The sequence below is a fragment of the Brevundimonas sp. SS2672 genome, from assembly GCF_059579685.1.
On the sequence record NZ_CM184201.1, the window covers coordinates 1,941,090 to 1,960,200 of the forward strand.

General features: G+C 67.9%; 13 protein-coding genes. 5 read left to right on the forward strand and 8 right to left on the reverse strand.

The features are described from left to right. Positions 1 to 6: 6 nt before the first annotated feature. Together AC52GN_RS09860 and AC52GN_RS09865 are read right to left on the reverse strand one after the other, a co-directional pair. Entirely contained in the window at positions 7 to 1,209 is a 1,203-nt protein-coding gene (locus AC52GN_RS09860) for a glycine C-acetyltransferase (protein WP_496526912.1), read from the reverse strand. 39 nt (positions 1,210 to 1,248) lie between these two features. Beyond that, positions 1,249 to 2,127, reverse strand: a complete 879-nt coding sequence (locus tag AC52GN_RS09865; protein ID WP_496526913.1) for a DUF4232 domain-containing protein — start codon at positions 2,125 to 2,127, stop codon at positions 1,249 to 1,251. A 143-nt stretch (positions 2,128 to 2,270) separates the two neighbouring features. On the opposite strand from AC52GN_RS09865, the gene AC52GN_RS09870 reads away from it, so the two are divergent. Further along, positions 2,271 to 4,397 (forward strand): TonB-dependent receptor domain-containing protein, encoded by a 2,127-nt coding sequence (locus AC52GN_RS09870; RefSeq protein WP_496526914.1) that lies wholly within the window; start codon positions 2,271 to 2,273, stop codon positions 4,395 to 4,397. A 233-nt stretch (positions 4,398 to 4,630) separates the two neighbouring features. Continuing rightward, the gene (locus tag AC52GN_RS09875; RefSeq protein WP_496526915.1) at positions 4,631 to 7,342 is read left to right on the forward strand and encodes a TonB-dependent receptor; all 2,712 of its coding nucleotides are present in this window, start codon (positions 4,631 to 4,633) and stop codon (positions 7,340 to 7,342) included. A gap of 171 nt (positions 7,343 to 7,513) precedes the next feature. Here AC52GN_RS09875 and mce read toward each other — a convergent pair whose 3' ends face one another. Genes mce through AC52GN_RS09900 form a run of 5 tightly spaced genes read right to left on the reverse strand, consistent with a single transcriptional unit; the run spans position 7,514 to position 14,990 of the window. Continuing rightward, positions 7,514 to 7,936 (reverse strand): methylmalonyl-CoA epimerase, encoded by a 423-nt coding sequence (gene mce / locus AC52GN_RS09880; protein ID WP_496526916.1) that lies wholly within the window; start codon positions 7,934 to 7,936, stop codon positions 7,514 to 7,516. Continuing rightward, positions 7,933 to 10,092, reverse strand: coding sequence for a methylmalonyl-CoA mutase (gene scpA / locus AC52GN_RS09885; RefSeq protein ID WP_496526917.1), 2,160 nt, complete (start codon positions 10,090 to 10,092; stop codon positions 7,933 to 7,935). The genes mce and scpA overlap by 4 nt, the downstream gene beginning before the upstream one ends. Further along, on the reverse strand, positions 10,089 to 11,468 hold the full coding sequence (locus AC52GN_RS09890) for a methylmalonyl-CoA mutase family protein (protein ID WP_496526918.1): 1,380 nt from the start codon (positions 11,466 to 11,468) through the stop codon (positions 10,089 to 10,091). Before AC52GN_RS09890 ends, scpA begins: the two co-directional genes overlap by 4 nt. Next, positions 11,469 to 13,445 (reverse strand): acetyl-CoA carboxylase biotin carboxylase subunit, encoded by a 1,977-nt coding sequence (locus tag AC52GN_RS09895; protein ID WP_496526919.1) that lies wholly within the window; start codon positions 13,443 to 13,445, stop codon positions 11,469 to 11,471. Between the two features lie 9 nt (positions 13,446 to 13,454). Then, positions 13,455 to 14,990, reverse strand: a complete 1,536-nt coding sequence (locus AC52GN_RS09900; RefSeq protein WP_291776325.1) for an acyl-CoA carboxylase subunit beta — start codon at positions 14,988 to 14,990, stop codon at positions 13,455 to 13,457. 154 nt (positions 14,991 to 15,144) lie between these two features. Here AC52GN_RS09900 and AC52GN_RS09905 point away from each other — a divergent pair, with 154 nt between their 5' ends. Beyond that, the gene (locus AC52GN_RS09905; protein WP_496526920.1) at positions 15,145 to 15,516 is read left to right on the forward strand and encodes a helix-turn-helix domain-containing protein; all 372 of its coding nucleotides are present in this window, start codon (positions 15,145 to 15,147) and stop codon (positions 15,514 to 15,516) included. A 71-nt stretch (positions 15,517 to 15,587) separates the two neighbouring features. Continuing rightward, positions 15,588 to 16,556 carry a helix-turn-helix domain-containing protein gene (locus AC52GN_RS09910; RefSeq protein WP_496526921.1) on the forward strand — a complete coding sequence of 323 codons (969 nt, stop codon included), beginning with the start codon at positions 15,588 to 15,590 and terminating at the stop codon, positions 16,554 to 16,556. Between the two features lie 34 nt (positions 16,557 to 16,590). Here the strand turns inward: AC52GN_RS09910 and AC52GN_RS09915 are convergent, their stop codons facing one another. Then, on the reverse strand, positions 16,591 to 18,093 hold the full coding sequence (locus AC52GN_RS09915; protein WP_496526922.1) for a CoA-acylating methylmalonate-semialdehyde dehydrogenase: 1,503 nt from the start codon (positions 18,091 to 18,093) through the stop codon (positions 16,591 to 16,593). A gap of 104 nt (positions 18,094 to 18,197) precedes the next feature. Between AC52GN_RS09915 and AC52GN_RS09920 the strand changes: the two genes are divergently transcribed. Continuing rightward, complete coding sequence (locus tag AC52GN_RS09920) at positions 18,198 to 19,106, forward strand: LysR family transcriptional regulator (protein WP_496526923.1); 909 nt, start codon at positions 18,198 to 18,200, stop codon at positions 19,104 to 19,106. Positions 19,107 to 19,111 lie beyond the last annotated feature (5 nt).

Here is a 19,111-nt window from a genome sequence, read left to right on the forward strand (position 1 = left end):
CCTCCGTCAGATAACACCCAGCTCCTTGCCCGCCTGGGTGAAGGCGGCGACGGCGGCGTCGATCTGCTCGAAGGTGTGGGCCGCCGACATCTGAGTGCGGATGCGGGCCTGGCCGCGCGGCACCACCGGGAAGGAGAAGCCGATGACATAGACCCCCAGCTCCAGCAGGCGCGCCGCCATGTCCTGGGCCAGCTTGGCGTCGCCCAGCATGACCGGGATGATCGGGTGCTCGCCCGGCAGCAGGTCGAAGCCCGCCGCCGCCATGGCCGAACGGAAACGCGCCGCGTTGGCGAACAGCTGGGCGCGCAGCTTCTCGCCCTCATCCCCCGCAGCGATGCGGATGGCCTCCAGCGACGACCCGCAAACGGACGGCGCCAGAGCATTCGAGAACAGATAGGGCCGCGCCCGCTGCTTCAGCAGCTCGACGACATTCCTGCGGGCGCAGATGAAGCCGCCCATCGCCCCGCCCAGCGCCTTGCCGAAGGTGCCGGTGACGAAGTCGACCTCGACGCCGCAATGGGCGAACGAGCCCTTGCCCCTGTCGCCCAGGAAGCCGGTCGCGTGGCAGTCGTCGACCATGATCAGGGCCTGATACTGGTCGGCCAGGGCGCGGATCTGGTCGATCTTGCCGATGTAGCCGTCCATCGAGAAGGCGCCGTCGGTGGCGATGATGATGTTGCGGGCGCCGGCGGCGCGCGCTTCCTTCAGCTTGGCTTCCAGATCGGCCATGTCCGGATTGGCGAAGCGATAGCGCTGGGCCTTCGACAGGCGCACCCCGTCGATGATCGAGGCGTGGTTCAGGCTGTCCGAGACGATGGCGTCCTCGGCCCCGAACAGCGGCTCGAAAATGCCGCCGTTGGCGTCGAAGGCGGCGGCGAACAGGATGGCGTCTTCAAAGCCGAGGTAGTCGGCGATCGCCCGCTCCAGCTCCTTGTGGATTTCCAGCGTGCCGCAGATGAAGCGCACCGAGGCCGTGCCCGCGCCCCACTTCTGCTGCGCCTTGATCCCGGCCTGGGCAACACGCTCGTCGCCCGCCAGGCCCAGATAGTTGTTGGCGCAGAAGTTCAGCACGTCGCGGCCGTTGACAGAGATCACCGGCCCCTGGCGCGAGGCGATGACGCGCTCGGGCTTGGTCAGCCCCTGGGCGTCGATATCGGCCAGCTCGGCGGAGACGCGGTCATAGAAGGCCTGGTTCGTATCTTGGGTCATGTTTGCTCCGCTACGCTGAATTCGAGCAGGTTTGAACCCCTAGTTTGCGGCGACCGAGGCAGGCTGCGCCGAACCATCGAGGACGGGCCGCAGGGGACTGACCTCAACCTGCCCGCCGCAGGGCGTGAAGGCCAGCGGCAGGGCGATCGCCGTCGTCGCGCCCGGCGCCGTCACGCCCACGGTCTTGGCCGAAGGACAGGTCGTCTCGCCCTTGTCCTCGTGCGGGATGACGGTCCAGGCCAGGTCGAACCAGGCGGCTTGCTGCGGTCGTATTTCAACCGGCGTCGGGGCGCGGCCCTGGGCGAAATAATTGCCCGGCGCCTGCACGGCCCGAACGCTGGTCAGCAGCTTGCCCTCGTCGTCCAGCAGGCTGACGGACGGATAGCCGGTCACGGTGCAGGCGTCGGCGCCGATGTTCCGCAGCGCCAGGGTGGTGAGGCGATGCCCCATGCCGGCGTCGCCGCCCTCGACCGCCAGGCGGAGGTTTTCGGCGGCGCAGGGCGCGCCCGACGGCGGCGGGGCCACGGCGGCGACCGGACGGCTGCAGCGCTCGACGATGACGCCGCCCGCCTGGTCCCCCTGGCCTGCGCGGCTCAGCGTGCCGCTCTCCGTCTCGCCCCGGCTGGCCGTCCACCACTCCAGTCCCTGGCCTGCGTAACGGGCGCCGCTCGCGGAAACCACGCTGGTCAGGACATAGTCCTTGCCTTCGTAGGACAGGCGGGCGGTCTGGGCGTCGGGATAGGCGACGGCGATCGTCTTGCCGCTCTCACAGGCGTAGCCCACGGCGGCGGCGCTCTGAGCGACCGGCGCCTCGATCGGCGAAGTCGGTTCGGCTGGCTTCTGCTGAGAGCAACCGGCGGCCAGCAGCCCGAACCCGGCGGTCACGGCGATGGCTTGGAACGTGGCGGATCTGGTCATGGCGGCCCCCTTGAAGCAGCGACCCTGCTGCAACGTCGCGGGCTTGTGAAGGCTCCCCCAGGACGAAATCGTCAAGGGAGCGGTTGCGTAATGATATACTATAACATATCAAGCCTCACATCATTGTAACGGGGATGCGTGACATGCGATTTCGGACCTTCCTGCTGACCGCCGCGGGGGCGGCGGCGCTGACCAGCCTGGGCGCCGCTGCGCCCGCTTTCGCTGAGGACGCCGTGCAGCGTCAGTCGCAGGGCGACCCGCACGATCACGCCGCCCGCGACGCCGGCGCCTATGAGGTGGACGAGGTCGTGGTGCGCGCCCTGCCCCTGGGCCGCGCAGGCGACGACGTCGGTTCGCACGTCGCCCTGCTGAGCGGCGATGATCTGGTCCATCGGCGCCAATCGACCCTGGGCGACACCCTGAACAGCATTCCCGGCGTCAACTCCGACACCTTCGGCGGCGGCGCCAGCCGCCCGGTGGTGCGCGGCCAGACCTCGCCCCGCGTCAAGGTGCTGAGCGAGGGCGCGGGCCTGATGGACGCCTCCGAAGTCTCGCCCGACCACGCCGTGTCCGGCGAACCCCTGCTGCTGGAAGGGGTCGAGATCCTGCGCGGCCCGGCGGCCCTGCTCTACGGCGGCGGGGCCATCGGCGGCGCGGTCAACCTGCTGGACAAGAAGATCCCGACCCGCGTCCCGGCGAACGGCGGCGAGGGCGTGGCCGAATACCGTCGCGGCTCGGTCGACAACGAGGAAGCCGGCGTGGTCGGCATGACGGTGGGCGCCGGCAACTTCGCCGTCCGCGTCGAGGCGGCGGCGCGCAAGTCGGACGACTACAAGGTTCCCGGCTGGGACGAACCGCGCCTGGACGGCTCCTACAACGAGACCTCGACGGCGACGCTGGGCGCCTCCTGGATCGGGTCGCGCGGCTATCTGGGCGCGGCCTATACGGAGCAGACCAGCCGCTATGGTCTGGCCGGTCACAGCCATGAATATGAAGGCTGCCACCCGCACGGCGACCACCTGCACTGCGGCGGCGGCCACGATCACGGCCACGATGACGATCATGGCCACGGCGACGATGATCACGGGCACGAGCATGAAGGCGATCACGACCACGCCGCCCCCGAGGTCCGCCTGAAGAGCCGCCGCGTCGACCTGCGCGGCGAACTGCGCGACCCGCTGCCGGGCATCGAGAACGTGCGCCTGCGCGCGGGCTACACCGACTATGAGCACAGCGAGCTCGAGGAAGGCGTCGTCTCGACCACCTTCACCAACAAGGGCTACGACGGCCGCATCGAGGCCCAGCACCGCGAGATCGCCGGCTTCCGCGGCGTGGTCGGCCTGCAACTGAGCAAGAGCGACTTCGCCGCCGTCGGCGAAGAGAGCTTCCTGGCGCCCAGCACGACCAAGAACACCGGCCTGTTCGTGATGGAGGAGTACGAGATCGGCCTGTGGCACCTGGAAGGCGCCCTGCGTCAGGAATGGCAGGAGGCCTCAGCCATCGGCCTGCCCGACGTCGAACACAAGCCCTTCTCCATCTCCGGTTCGGCGGTGTGGCACTTCACCCCCGGCTGGTCGGGCGCCGTGTCGCTGTCGCGTTCGCAGCGCGCGCCCTCGGCCCAGGAGCTGTACGCCGACGGCGTCCACCTGGCGACCAACACCTATGAGATCGGCGACGCTGCGCTGGACGTCGAGACGGCCAACTCGATCGAGCTGACCCTGCGCAAGACCGAAGGCCCCCTGACCGGCTCGGTCAGCGCCTACCACTACGTCTATGACGACTACATCTTCGCCCGGACGCTGGATCAGTACGAGGACTTCCGCCTTATCCGCTACAGTCAGGCCGACGCGACCTTCACCGGCATCGAGGGCGAGCTGACGCAACAGTTCACCCCGTGGCTGTCAGGCACGGTCTTCGGCGACTACGTCCAGGGCGAGTTGAAGGGCGACGGCGGCAACCTGCCCCGCATCCCTGCGGCGCGGGCGGGCGTGCGCCTGGCCGCCTTCCAGGGGCCGTGGTCGGGCGACGTCGAATACAGCCGCACCTTCAAGCAGACTGACATCGCCGCCTTCGAAACGGAGACGCCGGGCTACGACATGGTCAACGCCACCGTGGCCTATGACGTCGATCTGGGGCCGGTGCGCTCGCAGATCTTCCTGCGCGGGACCAATCTGCTGGATGAGACGGCGTTCAACCACGCCTCCTTCCTGGCCGAGACGGCGCCCCTGCGCGGGCGCAACCTGACGGTGGGCGTGCGCGCCCGCTTCTAGGTTTCTTCGCCGCTGCAAAAAACGAGGGACGGGATCCGACGGATTCCGTCCCTTCGTGCGTTGGAGTCTTGTCGGTTCGGACAGGACTAAGCCCCTTATTACAGGAGTTTAATCCTGCAGAGCGAAAGCGCCCCTTTTCGGCGCACATCGTTCTTTGCTCGAAGCGATGCGATCGACGAGACAGGGCGTCGAGCGCGAGCGTGCCTACTCCCCGGTTGTCTTTAGGACTCGACATGTCGCCAGTCGCCTTGCTGTTCGCCCTCGCCTCCCTGTCCCCTGCCGACACGGCGGCGGCCGTTCCGCCGCAATCCACGCCCGCCCAGACCGCGACCCCCGTGCCGCAGGAAGAGATCGACGCGGACGCCTACGATCTGGGCACGCTGGAGGTCGTCACTACCGCCCGTCGCGGCGCGGCCCTGGGCGATTATGAACCTGAACTGACCCTCGACGAGGAGCAGATCAAGGCCTACGGGGCCAGCAGCATCGAAGAGCTGATGACCCTGCTGGAGCCGGTGACGCGCAGCTCGCGCGGCGGCTCTCCGGTCTTCCTGGTCAACGGGCGACGCATCTCGGGCTTCCGCGAGATTCGCGGCATCCCGCCGGAGGCCATCGAGCGCACCGAGATCCTGCCCGAGGAAACCGCCCTCTCCTATGGCTACAGCGCCGACCAGCGGGTCGTGAACTTCGTGCTGAAGGCCGACTTCCGCTCCGTCACCATGCAGGCCACCGCCCGCCGTCCCGACCAGGGCGGCCGCACCATGACCGACCTGGAAAGCAACGTCCTGCGCATCTCGGGCAAGCAGCGCTGGACGCTGGACCTGGAATACGAGCGCGACACGCCCCTGTTCGAGACCGAGCGCAACATCGTCCGCGACGGGACGCCCTATGATCTGATGGGCAACGTCACGTCGCCCGGTGGCGGCGAGATCGACCCCGCCCTGTCGGCCCTGCTGGGCCAGAGCGTCACGACGGCCTCGGTCGGCGCGGGTGCAGCGGGCGGCACCGCCCTGTCCGACTTCGGCGTCGGACCCCGCACCGACGACCTGACCGCCTATCGCACCTTGTCGCCCAAGCGCGAGAACAGCTCCATCTCCGGCTCCCTGGTGCGCGACCTGAACCAGACCATGTCGCTGACGCTCAGCGGCGAGTTGGAGGATACCTCCAGCTTCTCCTACCTGGGCCTGCCGGGCCTCAGCCTGGCCCTGCCCTCGGCCAGCCCCTATTCGCCCTTCGCCAGCGACGTGCTGCTGCACCGCTATGTCGACGCGCCCGGCGCGCTTGGACGGCAGACCGACACCCTGTCGGGTCAGCTGGGCTTCCTGGTCGACGGCTATCTGGGCGACTGGCGCTGGACGGTGAACGGCGGCTACGACCGCACCGAGACCAAGACCCGCACCGGCCGCGGCCTCAACGACGACGCCCTGCAGGCGGGCGTGACGGCCGGGACCATCGACCCGTTCGGCGACCTGGGCCAGTTGCCGGCCAATCCGTTCGACACCGCGCGCTCCATCTCCAGCAAGTCCAGCATCGAGGGCGTCATCAACGGCACGGCCTGGGAAGGCCCGGCCGGATCGCTGACCTCGACCTTCAAGGTCGGCTTCGACAGCCAGTCGCTGGACTCCGAGAACCTGCGCTTCTCCGAGGCAGAGCAGGCCAGCGTCTTCTCCGAACGCTCCCTGTCGCGCGACCGCACCAGCGCCTCGGGCAACTTCAACCTGCCCATCGCCAACCGCGACCGCGAGGTGCTGGGCGCGCTCGGCGACCTGTCGGCCAATCTGAACCTGGCCTACGAAGACCTGTCCGACTTCGGCGGCCTGTCGGCCTATACCGTCGGGCTGAACTGGTCGCCGTGGGAGCCGGTGAACTTCACCGCCAGCTGGGCCGACGAACAGAAGGCCCCGTCGATGTCGCAACTGAACGACCCGACGATCTCGACCCCGAACGTGCCGGTCTATGACTTCGCCACCGGCCAGTCGGTCAACATCGTCCGCATCGAGGGCGGCAACCCCAACCTGTCCGAGGAGACCAAGCGCGTCCTGAAGTTCGGCGTCAACCTGACCCCGCTGAAGGACAAGGATCTGCGCTTCACGGCCAACTACACCCGGACCGAGACGGAAGGCTCCATCGCCTCCTTCCCGACCATCACGCCGGAACTGGAAGCCGCCCTGCCCGAGCGCTTCACGCGCGACCTGGACGGCAATCTGCTGTCGATCGACGCCCGGCCGCTGAACTTCCAGAAGGCCGAGCAACAGGAAATCCGCTGGGGCCTCAACTTCTCGACCGCCTTCGGCAAGCCGGATCCGGCGGCCATGGCGCGCATGAACGCGCGCAGCGGCGGCGGCCAGCGCGGACCGGGCGGCCCCGGCGGCGGCCCCGGCGCCGGCGGACCGCCTCCCGGCGGCGGGATGCGAATGCAGGGCGGCGGCGGGCGCAACCGTGGCGGCGGCATGATGCCGGGCCAGGGGCGGTTCAACGTCTCGCTGTACCACACCTATCGCATCCAGGATGAGATCACGATCCGCGACGGCCTGCCGGTGCTGGACCTGCTGGACGGCGCCGCCATCGGCGCGCGCGGCGGTCAGTCCCGCAACGAGATCCAACTGCAGATGGGCGCCTTCAAAAGCGGCATGGGCGGCTTCCTGAACGCCAACTGGAAGGAAGCCACCCGCATCAACGGCGGCACCTCGCCGGACGACGACCTGAGCTTCTCCGACCTGACGACGGTGAACCTGAACCTGTTCGCCGACCTGTCGTCGCGCGAGAACTGGGTGTCGCGCTATCCGTGGCTGAAGGGGGCCCGCGTCAGCGTCGGCGTCGAGAACATCTTCGACCAGCGGCTGGAGGTCCGCGACGGCCTGGGGAACACGCCGCTGTCGTATCAGCCCGACTACCTCGATCCGTTGGGTCGGACGTACAGGATCAGCCTGCGGAAGATCCTGTACTGAGCCGACACCCCCGCCGTCATCCTCGGACTTGATCCGAGGATCGAGGGGACCGGCGCGCTCTTCCTGTCCGCCGTCACGCAGACGGATGGCCCGATCCTCGGATCAAGTCCGAGGATGACGAAGAGCCATGATCATGAAAAAGGCCCGGTCGCGAGACCGGGCCTTTGTCTTTTAGTGATCGCCCTTCGGCGTCTCCATCAGTTCGATCAGCACCCCGCCCATCTCCTTGGGATGCAGGAACACAACCGGCGTGCCGTGCGCCCCGATGCGGGGCTCGCCCGTGCCCAGGATGGTCACGCCCTTGGCGCGCACGTCAGCGATGGCCGCGTGGATATCCGCCACCTCAAAACAGATATGGTGCTGTCCGCCCTTGGGGTTCTTGGCCAGAAATCCGGTGATCGGGCTGGTCTCGTCGAACGGCTCGATCAGTTCGATCTGGGCCGTCGGCGTGTCGATGAAGCAGACCTTCACCCCCTGCGCGGGCAGGTCGAACGGCTCGCCGATCTTCGTCGCGCCCAGCACGTCACGATACAGCTTGATCGACTCGGCGATGGAGGGCGTGGCGACGCCGACGTGGTTCAAATTGCCGATCACTTCTTCGTCTCCACAGGCGCGGGCTGAGCATAGCCCAGGCGCTGGTTCAGCTTCTCGATTAGGTCTACGGCCGTCTCGGCTATGACCGAACCGGGCGGATAGACGGCGGCCGCCCCCATGTCGATCAGGGGCTGCACGTCCGACGGCGGAATGACGCCGCCGACCACGATCATGATGTCCTCGCGCCCCAGCTTGGCCAGTTCAGCCTTCAGCTCCGGCACCAGCGTCAGGTGCCCCGCCGCCAGCGACGAGGCGCCGACCGCGTGGACGTTCTTCTCGACCGCATCGCGCGCGGCCTCGGCAGGCGTCTGGAACAGAGCCCCCGCCGTCACGTCGAAGCCGATGTCGCCGTATCCGGTGGCGACGACCTTCTGGCCCCGGTCATGTCCGTCCTGGCCCAGCTTGGCGATCAGGATGCGCGGCGGACCGCCGTCGTTCTCGACGAAGGCTGCGACCATCGAGCGGGCGCGGGCGACCTTGGGATCGTTCCCCGCCTCCTTGGCGTAGACGCCCGAGACCGTCTTGACCGTGGCGATGTGGCGGCCGAAGGCGGCCTCCAACGCATCAGAGATTTCACCGACGGTGGCCTTGGCGCGGGCGGCCCGCACCGCCAGCTCCATCAGGTTTTCATTGCCGCGCGCGCCCTCGGTCAAAGCGTCCAGAGCAGCCTGCGTCGCAGCCTCGTCGCGCTCGGCCTTCAGGCGTTGCAGCTTCTCAATCTGGCGGGCGCGGACCTCGGCGTTGTCGACCTTCAACATCGGAATGTCGTCGACGACGGGGTTCAGATATTTGTTCACGCCCACGACCGTCTGCTGACCGGTGTCGATACGGGCCTGAGTCTTGGCGGCGGACTCCTCGATCCGCAGCTTGGGAATGCCCGCCTCGATGGCCTTGGCCATGCCGCCATAGGCTTCGACCTCCTCCATCAGGGCGCGGGCCTTGGTCGCCAGTTCCTGCGTCAGGCGTTCGACATAGAAGCTGCCGCCCCACGGGTCGATGACGCGCGTCAGGCCCGTCTCGGCCTGCGCCAGAATCTGCGTGTTGCGCGCGATCCGGGCCGAGAAGTCGGTCGGCAGGGCCAGCGCCTCATCCAGCGCATTGGTGTGCAGGCTCTGCGTCTGACCGCCCGCCGCCGCCATGCACTCGACCATGGTGCGCGGCACATTGTTGAACACGTCCTGCGCCGCCAGCGACCAGCCCGAGGTCTGGCAGTGGGTTCGGAGGGACAGGGACTTCGGATTGACGCCGCCTTCCCGCTTGACCGCCTCGGCCCACAGCAGGCGGCCGGCGCGCATCTTGGCCACCTCCATGAAGTAGTTCATGCCGATGGCCCAGAAGAAGCTGAGGCGCGGCGCGAACCGGTCGATCTCCATGCCCGCCGCCTTGCCCGCGCGCAGGTATTCGATCCCGTCCGACAGGGTGTAGGCCAGCTCGATGTCCGCCGACGCCCCCGCCTCCTGCATGTGATAGCCGGAGATGGAGATGGAGTTGAACTTGGGCGTTTCCTTCGCCGTCCACTCGAAGATGTCGGCGATGATCCGCATCGAAGGCGCGGGCGGATAGATGTAGGTGTTGCGGACCATGAACTCCTTCAGAATGTCGTTCTGAATGGTCCCGGTCAGCTTGGCGTGATCGACGCCCTGCTCCTCGCCCGCCACGACGTAGAGGGCAAGGATCGGCAGAACCGCCCCGTTCATGGTCATGGACACCGACATCTGGTCCAGCGGAATGCCGTCGAACAGGGTCCGCATGTCCAGAATGCTGTCGATGGCCACGCCCGCCATGCCGACGTCGCCCTTCACCCGCGGGTGGTCCGAGTCATAGCCCCGGTGGGTGGCCAGGTCGAAGGCGACCGACAGGCCCTTCTGACCGGCGGCCAGGTTGCGGCGATAGAAGGCGTTGGACTCCTCGGCGGTCGAGAAGCCCGCATACTGGCGGATCGTCCACGGCGCGCCCGCATACATGGTCGGATACGGCCCGCGCACGAAGGGGGCGAAGCCCGGCAGGCCGTGGATGAAGTCCAGCCCCTCCAGCGCATCCGGCCCATAGGCGGTTTCGACCATCAGCCCCTCTGGCGTGGTCCATGCCGCGCGGTCCGGCCCGGTGCCGGTCGCGCCCAGATCAAGGGCGACCTTGGAAAAGTCAGGGAAACTCATTGGGCGGCCTCCTCGAAGGCGGCGGCGAAGCGCACGGGCGTCAGGGCCTCGAACGTCCCGGCGACGGCGGGCGCGGCGGGCGCGGGCGTCACGGGCGCCGACCGCACGTCCGGGTCGACGAATTTGGTGACGCCGATGATCTGGGCGGCGCCGTCCCGATACGCCTTCTCGGCCATGTCGCGAGCGCGGGCGATACGAGGCTGGATCACTCCGCCTTCCAGACAGGCGATCACGCCGCCTTCGGCCTCATAGACCTGAAACTCGGCCCAGGCGGCCTCGGCCAGTTCGCGGGTGCGGGCGTCCAGATACCAGGAGCCGCTGGCCGGATCATCGACACGGCCCAGATTGGACTCCTCCATCAGGATCAGCTGGGTGTTGCGCGCCTGACGCTTGGCGAAGTCGTCCGGCAATCCCGCCGCGCGGGTGAAGCCGTCCAGCACCACCGCGTCAGCCCCGCCCACGGCCCCGGCGAACCCGGCGGCGGTCAGGCGCAGCATGTTCGGCCACGGGTCGCGCGCCGACAGCATCCGCCGCGACGAGCGCGCCTCGATGATCGCCGGAACCTCGACGCCGAACGCTTTGGAAACGCTGGCCCAGATCAGGCGCAGGGCGCGGATCTTGGCTAGGGAGTCGAAATAGGCCTGATCCACGGCGACGCCCAGAACCACGCCCTTCAGCGCCGCTTCGGCCGACAGACCTGCTTCAACGGCCGCCTTCACATAGGCCACAGCCGACGACGCGGCGAAGGCCAGCTCCTGCGCGATGGAGCCGCCCGCCTCATGCGCCACACGGCCCGAGGCCATGAACAGCGTCGCCTCGGGATAGGTCGCGGCGTGGGTCGCCGCCGCCTTGGCCGTCTCGGCCATGATCGCCGCGAAATCGCCCGGCGCCCCGCCCGCCTCGGCATAGGCCGAGATCGGATCGAGGTGGAAGGCCAGCTTGGCGCGGGGCGAACCCTTGGCCGTCGCCGACAGAGCTTCCGCCGCCTTCACGCCCTCAAACCCTGCGTCCAGCGCCACCGGGGCCAGCTCCAGCGCCACCGCGTCCAGCGCACGCGCCAGTCGGCCCGCGTCCGCCGTCACCGGACCGGCGATCAGGACGGACGCCGCCCCGTTTTCCAGATCGGTCAGAATGGCGCGGTTCAGGACATCGGCGTCCTCGCCCTCGTTCAGCGCCCGCACGTCCCACGCCCGGCCTTCGGAATCCGAGGGCCGGGGCGCGAACACCGGCTCGCCCCCGTTCGCCGTCCCATACAGGGGCTTGGTCGCCAAATGGTCCGCATCCAGATGGATGAGGCTCTCCAGCGGACGCTCCTTCAGCGCCTTCACGGCGGCGTCGCGCCACTCCAGCGGGGTCGGGACGGCGAACTCGGTCATTTACTCGAACTCCACCAGCACGTCGTCGGCGGCGACCGGGTCGCCGGCCTTGGCCTTGACCGCCTTCACCTTGCCGTCGCGCTCGGCCTTGAGGATGTTCTGCATCTTCATGGCTTCGATGATGGCGACGGTCTCGCCGGACTTGACCTCCTGCCCCTCGACCACGGGGATGTCGACCACCAGACCCGGCATCGGCGACAGCACCAGCTTGGAGGTGTCCGCTGCCTGCTTCTCGGGCAGCAGGGCGTAGAGGTGCGCCACGTCGGGGCGCAGCACCCGCACCCGCGCCCGCGCCGCGCGGTGGCGGATATCGAAGCCGTCGGCGGCGCGCTTCACCTCGGCAGTGAAGGCGTCGTCGTCCAGCACCGCCTTGAACAGCGACAGGCCCGGACGCCATTCGATCTCGGACAGGGAGACTTCCTCGCCGTCGATGGCGACGATCAGGTCTTCGGCCTCGTCATAGCCGACCTCGACCTCATAGGCCGCCTTGTCGACCAGGACGGTCCAGTCGGTGCGCTCGCTGGGATCGCCGTCCTGTTCGGCGATGACCTCGTTCATGGCTACGGCCGAGGCGATCAGAATCTTCACCTGCTCCGGCGTCGGCGCCAGGCCGTGGAAGCCGTCAGGGAACTCGTCCTTGATGTAGCTGGTCGACAGCTGACCGGACTGGAAGCGTTCCTGATCCATGACGGCGGCCAGGAAGGGCACATTGTGGCCCAGCCCCGCCAGATGGGTGTCCTCCAGCGCGCGGGCCATGCCGCGCACGGCGTCGTCGCGCGTCTCGCCCCAGGCGCACAGCTTGGCGATCATGGGGTCGTAGAACATGCTGATCTCGTCGCCCTCGCGGACACCCGAGTCATTGCGGACCGTATAGTCGCCTTGGTCGCCTTCTTCCGGCTGCTCATAGCGCACCAGGCGGCCGATCGACGGCAGGAAGCCGCGATAGGGGTCTTCGGCGTAGATGCGGCTTTCGATGGCCCAGCCGTTGATCGACAGGTCGTCCTGCTTGATCGCCAGTTGCTCGCCCCAGGCCGAGCGGATCATCTGCTCGACCAGATCGACGCCGGTGATCAGTTCCGTCACCGGATGCTCGACCTGAAGACGGGTGTTCATCTCCAGGAAGAAGAAGCTCTTGTCCTGACCGGCGACGAACTCGACCGTGCCCGCCGAGTCATAGTTCACCGCCTTGGCCAGGGCGACGGCCTGCGCCCCCATGGCGGCGCGGGTCGCCTCGTCCAGCAGGGGCGACGGCGCCTCCTCGATGACCTTCTGGTTGCGGCGCTGGATCGAGCATTCGCGCTCGAACAGGTGGATGACGTTGCCGTGCTTGTCGCCCAGAACCTGGATTTCGATGTGGCGCGGATCGACGATGAACTTCTCAAGGAAGACGCGATCGTCGCCGAAGGCGTTCAGCGCCTCGGCCTTCACGGCGGCGAAGCCCTCGGCCATGTCGTCGTCCGAATGGGCGACGCGGATGCCCTTGCCCCCGCCCCCGGCCGAGGCCTTGATCATGACCGGATAGCCGATCTCGCGCGCGATCTTCACCGCCTCGTCCGGCGTTTCGATCAGGCCCATATGGCCCGGCACGGTCGAGACGCCCGCTTCAGCCGCGAACTTCTTGGACGTGATCTTGTCGCCCATGGCGTCGATCGCCTCGGGGTTCGGCCCGATGAAGGCGATGCCCTCAGCCTTCAGCCGCCGCGCAAACCCGGCGTTTTCCGACAGGAAGCCGAAGCCGGGGTGCACCGCCTGCGCCCCCGTCTGCTTCACGGCGTCCACGATCTTGTCCTGGATCAGATAGGACTGGGCGGCGGGCGACGGGCCGATGTGAACCGTCTCGTCCGCCATCTCGCAGGCCAGCGAACCGGCGTCGGCGTCGGAATAGACGACCACCGTCTTGATGCCCATGCGACGGCAGGTCTTGATGACGCGAACAGCAATTTCGCCGCGGTTGGCGATCAGAATTTTATCGAACATTTCTGGGCCTTACAGCGGGATGTTGTCGTGCTTCTTCCAGGGATTTTCCTGGGTCTTGTTCTTCAGCGTCTTCAGCGCCTTGATCAGGCGACGGCGGGTGCCGTGGGGCATGATGACGTCGTCGATGTAGCCAAGCCCGGCCGCGACGAAGGGGTTGGCGAAGCGTTCCTTGTATTCAGCCTCGCGCGCGGCCAGCGCCTCGGGGTCGCCGGCTTCCTTGCGGAAGATGATCTCGACCGCGCCCTTGGCGCCCATGACCGCGATCTCGGCGGTGGGCCAGGCGTAGTTGACGTCGCCGCGCAGGTGTTTGGAGCTCATGACGTCATAGGCGCCGCCATAGGCCTTGCGCGTGATGACCGTCAGCTTGGGCACGGTGGCCTCGGCATAGGCGAACAGCAGCTTGGCGCCGTGCTTGATCAGGGCGCCGTACTCCTGCTTGGTGCCCGGCATGAAGCCCGGCACGTCGACGAAGGTGACGAGCGGGATGTGGAAGGCGTCGCAGAAGCGCACGAAGCGCGCGGCCTTGCGGCTGCTGTCGATGTCCAGCACCCCCGCGAGGGTCTGGGGCTGGTTGCCGACGATGCCGACCGGCTGGCCGTCCAGACGGCCGAAGCCGCAGATGATGTTCTTGGCGAAGTCAGCGCCGATCTCGAAGAAGTCGGCCTCGTCGACCGTCTTCAGGATCAGCTCCTTCATGTCATAGGGCTGGTTCGGATTGGCCGGGACCAGGGTGTCCAGCGACGCCTCGTCGCGATCCGGTTCGTCATAGGTTTCGCGGACCGGCGGCGTCTCGCGGTTCGACAGCGGCAGGAAGCCGATCAGGCGGCGAACCTCCGACAGGGCCTCCAGATCGTTCTCGAAGGCGCCGTCGGCGACGCCCGACTTGCCCGCATGGACGCGGGCGCCGCCCAGGTCTTCGTGGCTGACCACCTCGTTGGTGACGGTCTTCACCACGTCGGGGCCGGTCACATACATGTAGGAAGTGTCCTTCACCATGAAGATGAAGTCGGTGATAGCCGGCGAATAGACGTCGCCGCCCGCGCACGGCCCCATGATGACGCTGATCTGCGGAATGACGCCCGAGGCCAGGGTGTTCTGCAGGAAGATGTCGGCGTAGCCGGCGAGGCTCTCCACGCCTTCCTGGATCCGCGCGCCGCCGGCGTCGAACAGGCCGATGATCGGGGCGCCGGCGGTCAGGGCCATCTTCTGGATCTTGACGATCTTGGCCGCATGGGCGCCGCTAAGAGATCCGCCAAAGACGGTGAAATCCTTGGAGAAGACATAGACCAGACGGCCGTTGATGGTGCCGCGCCCGGTGACGACGCCATCGCCGGGGATGCGCTGATCCTGCATCCCGAAGTCGTGGCTGCGGTGCTCCACGAACATGTCGGTCTCTTCGAAGGAGCCTTCGTCCAGCAGGACGCCGATGCGTTCGCGGGCGGTCAGCTTGCCCTTGGCGTGCTGGCTGGCGATGCGCTTCTCGCCTCCGCCCAGACGGGCGGCGGCGCGACGGCGCTCGAGTTCCTCGAGGATGGCCTGGCTCATGATTGGAGCGACTCCCTGACTTCGTTCAGGCCCAACAAGCCGCTTCGTTGCAAAAAGGCAATCGCAACTTTGCAAAAGGTGCGTAAGTGCGTAAGCCTGCCAAGGCGCACAGGCGTTTTTGCAAAGTTGCAACGCCGATGACCGATGCAGGGCGATGGCTGAAAAACTCTACCTCGGGACCAAGGTCCGCAAGCTGCGCGAGACGCGCGGCTGGACGCTGGAGCAGTGCGCCGGGCGGCTGGCGCTGTCGCCCTCCTACCTGTCGCAGATCGAGACCAACCAGCGTCCGGCCACGGCCCGCGTGCTGATCGCCCTGACGCGCGCCTTCGACGTGGACGCCAGCCTGTTCGATCTGGACGGCGACGCCCGCCTGATCGCCGACCTGCGCGAGGCGACCACCGACGTCGCGGGCCACGCCGAGGCGCCGACGGCGGGCGAACTCAAACAGGCGGCCATGAACGCCCCCGGCTGGCGCGGCAGTTCCTGGCCCTGCACCAGGACTATCGCCGTCTGGACGAGCGGCTGAAGACGCTGAACGAGACGCTGGGCCGCGACGAACACGCCGCCGACGCCGCTCCCGCCCTGCCCTATGAGGCGGTGCGCGATTTCTTCCACTATCGCGACAACTACATCGACGCCCTGGATCGGGCGGCGGAGGATCTGGCCGCGCGGCTGAATCTGGGTGACGGCGTCCATCCGGAGCGCGAGCTGGAGGCCGCCCTCAACGACCTGTGCGGCGTGCGCGTCGCCACGGGTCAGGGGCGCGGCGCCATGCGGCGTTTCGATCCGGGCGCGCGCATCCTCTATGTCGACGCCAGCCTGCCGGGCGCCACCCGCGCCTTCCAGATGGCGCACCAACTGGTTGGCCTACGGTTCGAGGATCTGATCGAGCACGAACTGGACCGCGCCGCCTTCGACATTCCCGCCGCGCGCGACGTGTGCCGGGTCGGTCTGGCCAACTATGCGGCCGGGGCGCTGCTGCTGCCCTATCGCGCTTTTCTGGAGGCGGCGCGGGAGTTGCGGCACGACGTGGACCGCCTGCGCAACCGCTTCCACGTCAGCTTCGAGCAGGCCTGCCACCGGCTGTCGACGCTGCAACGGCCGGGCTGGCGCGGCGTGCCCTTCTATTTCGCGCGGGTGGACATGGCGGGCAACATCACCAAGCGGCATAGCGCGACGCGCTTCCAGTTCGCCCGCTTCGGCGGCGCCTGCCCCCTGTGGAACGTGCATGAGGCGTTCAGCGCACCGGACCGCATTCTGGTCAATCTGTCGGAAATGCCGGACGGAGCCCGCTACGTCTGCCTCGCCAAGAGCGTATCCAAGCCGGGCGGGTCGTTCCTGGAGCCGGATCGGCGCTATGCGCTGGGTCTGGGATGCGAGATCGAGCACGCGGGGCAGTTGGTCTATGCCGACGGCCTGGACCTAAACGGCCCCCCGACGCGGATGGGCGTCAACTGCCGCATCTGCGAACGCACCGACTGCACCCAGCGGGCCTTTCCGCCGATCGACCGGACGCTGGCCGTGCCGGAGAATGAGCGGGGGGTGATCCCCTATACGCTGAGCTGACCCTCTCCCCGCGCGGCGGGGAGAGGGCGCATCATCAGCTCATCGTCGGGATGATGAAGCTGGAGTCTTCATGCTCCAGCGCGCTGTCGGGCCAGCGGGCGGTGACGGTCTTGGTCTTGGTCCAGAACTTCACGCCTTCCATGCCGTACTGGTTGGTGTCGCCGAAGCCCGAGCGCTTCCAGCCGCCGAAGGAGTGGTAGGCCACCGGCACCGGGATCGGCACGTTGATGCCGACCATGCCGACGTTGACGCGGGCGGCGAAGTCGCGGGCCGCGCGGCCGTTCTGGGTGAAGATGGCGACGCCGTTGCCGTACTGATGCTTGCTCGGCAGGCTCAGCGCCTCTTCGAAGCTGGCGGCGCGGACGATCTGCAGCACCGGACCGAAGATCTCTTCCTGATAGGACGACATGTCGGTCGTCACATGGTCGAACAGCGACGGGCCGATGAAGTAGCCCTTTTCGTGCCCCTGCAGGCTGAAGTCGCGCCCGTCGACGACCAGTTCGGCGCCTTCCTCGACGCCCTTGCTGATCCAGCCGGCGACGCGGTCGCGGTGCTGGGCCGAGACCACGGGGCCATAGTGGGCCTGATCATCGGTCGAGACGCCGACGCGCAGGGTCGGGATTTCAGCGACCAGACGCTCACGCAGTTCATCGGCGGTCTTCTTGCCGACCGGAACGACGACCGGCAGGGCCATGCAGCGTTCGCCTGCCGAGCCGTAGGCCGCGCCCGACAGGTCCTTGATCACCTGATCCAAGTCAGCGTCGGGCATGACGATGCCGTGGTTCTTGGCGCCGCCCATGGCCTGGACGCGTTTCCCGTGCTGGGCGCCCGTCTGATAGACGTAGTGGGCGATGTCCGACGAGCCGACAAAGCTGACGGCGTGGATGTCGGGGTGGGTCAGGATGGCGTCGACCGCCGTCTTGTCGCCGTGGACGACGTTCAGCACGCCCTTGGGCGCGCCCGCCTCCATCATCAGTTCGCCCAGACGCACCGGCACGGACGGGTCGCGCTCGGACGGCTTCAGGATGAAGGTGTTGCCGACCGCGATGGCGACGCCGAACATCCACATCGGGATCATGGCCGGGAAGTTGAACGGGGTGATGCCCGCCACCACGCCCAGCGCCTGGCGCATGGAATAGACGTCGATGCCGGGGCCGGCGCCGAGCGTATACTCGCCCTTCAGCGCGTGCGGGATGCCGCAGGCGAACTCGATCACTTCCAGACCGCGCTGGATGTCGCCCTTGGAGTCGGCGATGACCTTGCCGTGCTCGCTGGACAGCATTTCGGCCAGTTCGTTCATGTTCGCCTCGACCAGGCGCTTGAACTCGAACATGACGCGGGCGCGGCGCTGCGGGTTGGTCGAGGACCAGCCTTCGAAGGCGGCCTGCGCCGACTGGACCGCGCGATCCAGTTCCGACGGCGTCGCCAGTTGGACGCGGGCCTGAACCTCGCCGGTGTTGGGGTTGAAGACGTCGCCGAAGCGACCCGACGCCCCCTCGAAAGCCGCACCGTCGATGAAGTGGCGAATATCGCGCATTGAACGTCTCTCCCGATGATTATGGTTCTTCGTGAGCCTGCCCTAGCAGAGCGGGCCGGTCAGGCCCATTGCAATCTTGCAGGTGACGATGTGCATATCTGCATATGTTCGACTGGGATGATCTGAGGGTGTTTCTGGCGGCCGCCCGCGCCGGGTCGCTGGCCACGGCGGCGCAGCGGCTGGGCGTGGACGCAGCCACGGTCGGGCGGCGCGTGGCGCGACTGGAGACGGCGCTGAAGTCGACCCTGCTGGTCCGCTCGGCCGCCGGACTGCACCTGACGGCCACCGGCGCCCAGTTGCTGGAGCGGGCGCTGGACGCCGAAAGCGCGATGGAGGCCGCCGGACGCGTCACCCGGCCCGACCTGATCGCGGGCGCCGTGCGGATCAGCGCCTCGGAAGGCTTCGGCGGCGCGGTGCTGGCCCCCGCCCTGCCCGGCCTGCTGGCGGCGCATCCGGGGCTGAACGTCGAACTGGCGGCCAGTTCCGGCTTCCTGTCGCCCAGCCGCCGCGAGGTGGACATGGCCATCACCCTCAGCCCCGCCGACAGCCCGCGCCTGATCGTCGAGCCGCTGACAACCTATCAGCTGGCGCTCTACGCCGCGCCCGAACATCTGGAACGCCACAGCGCCCCGCAGAGCATCGACGACCTGAGCCGCTTCGACATGGTCGGCTATGTCGACGATCTGATCTATGCGCCCGAGCTGCGCTATCTGGACGAACTGCGGCCCAACCTGCGGCCGCGTCTGGCCTCCTCGTCGATCCGCGCCCAGCGGGACATGGTGGCGGCGGGCGGTGGGATCGGCGTCCTGCCCTGCTTCCTGGCTGAAGGGCTGACGCGAGTTCTGCCCGAGCAGGTCCTGATCGAGCGGCGCTTCTGGCTCAGCACCCACCGCGAGGTCCACGGCACGGCGCGACTGAAGACCGTGCGGCGCTGGATCAAGACCCTGTGCCGGGATCAGGCCCGCCGCCTCGCACCCCTGCCGACATCCACGCCGAGACGCGCCGAGGGGTGACCATA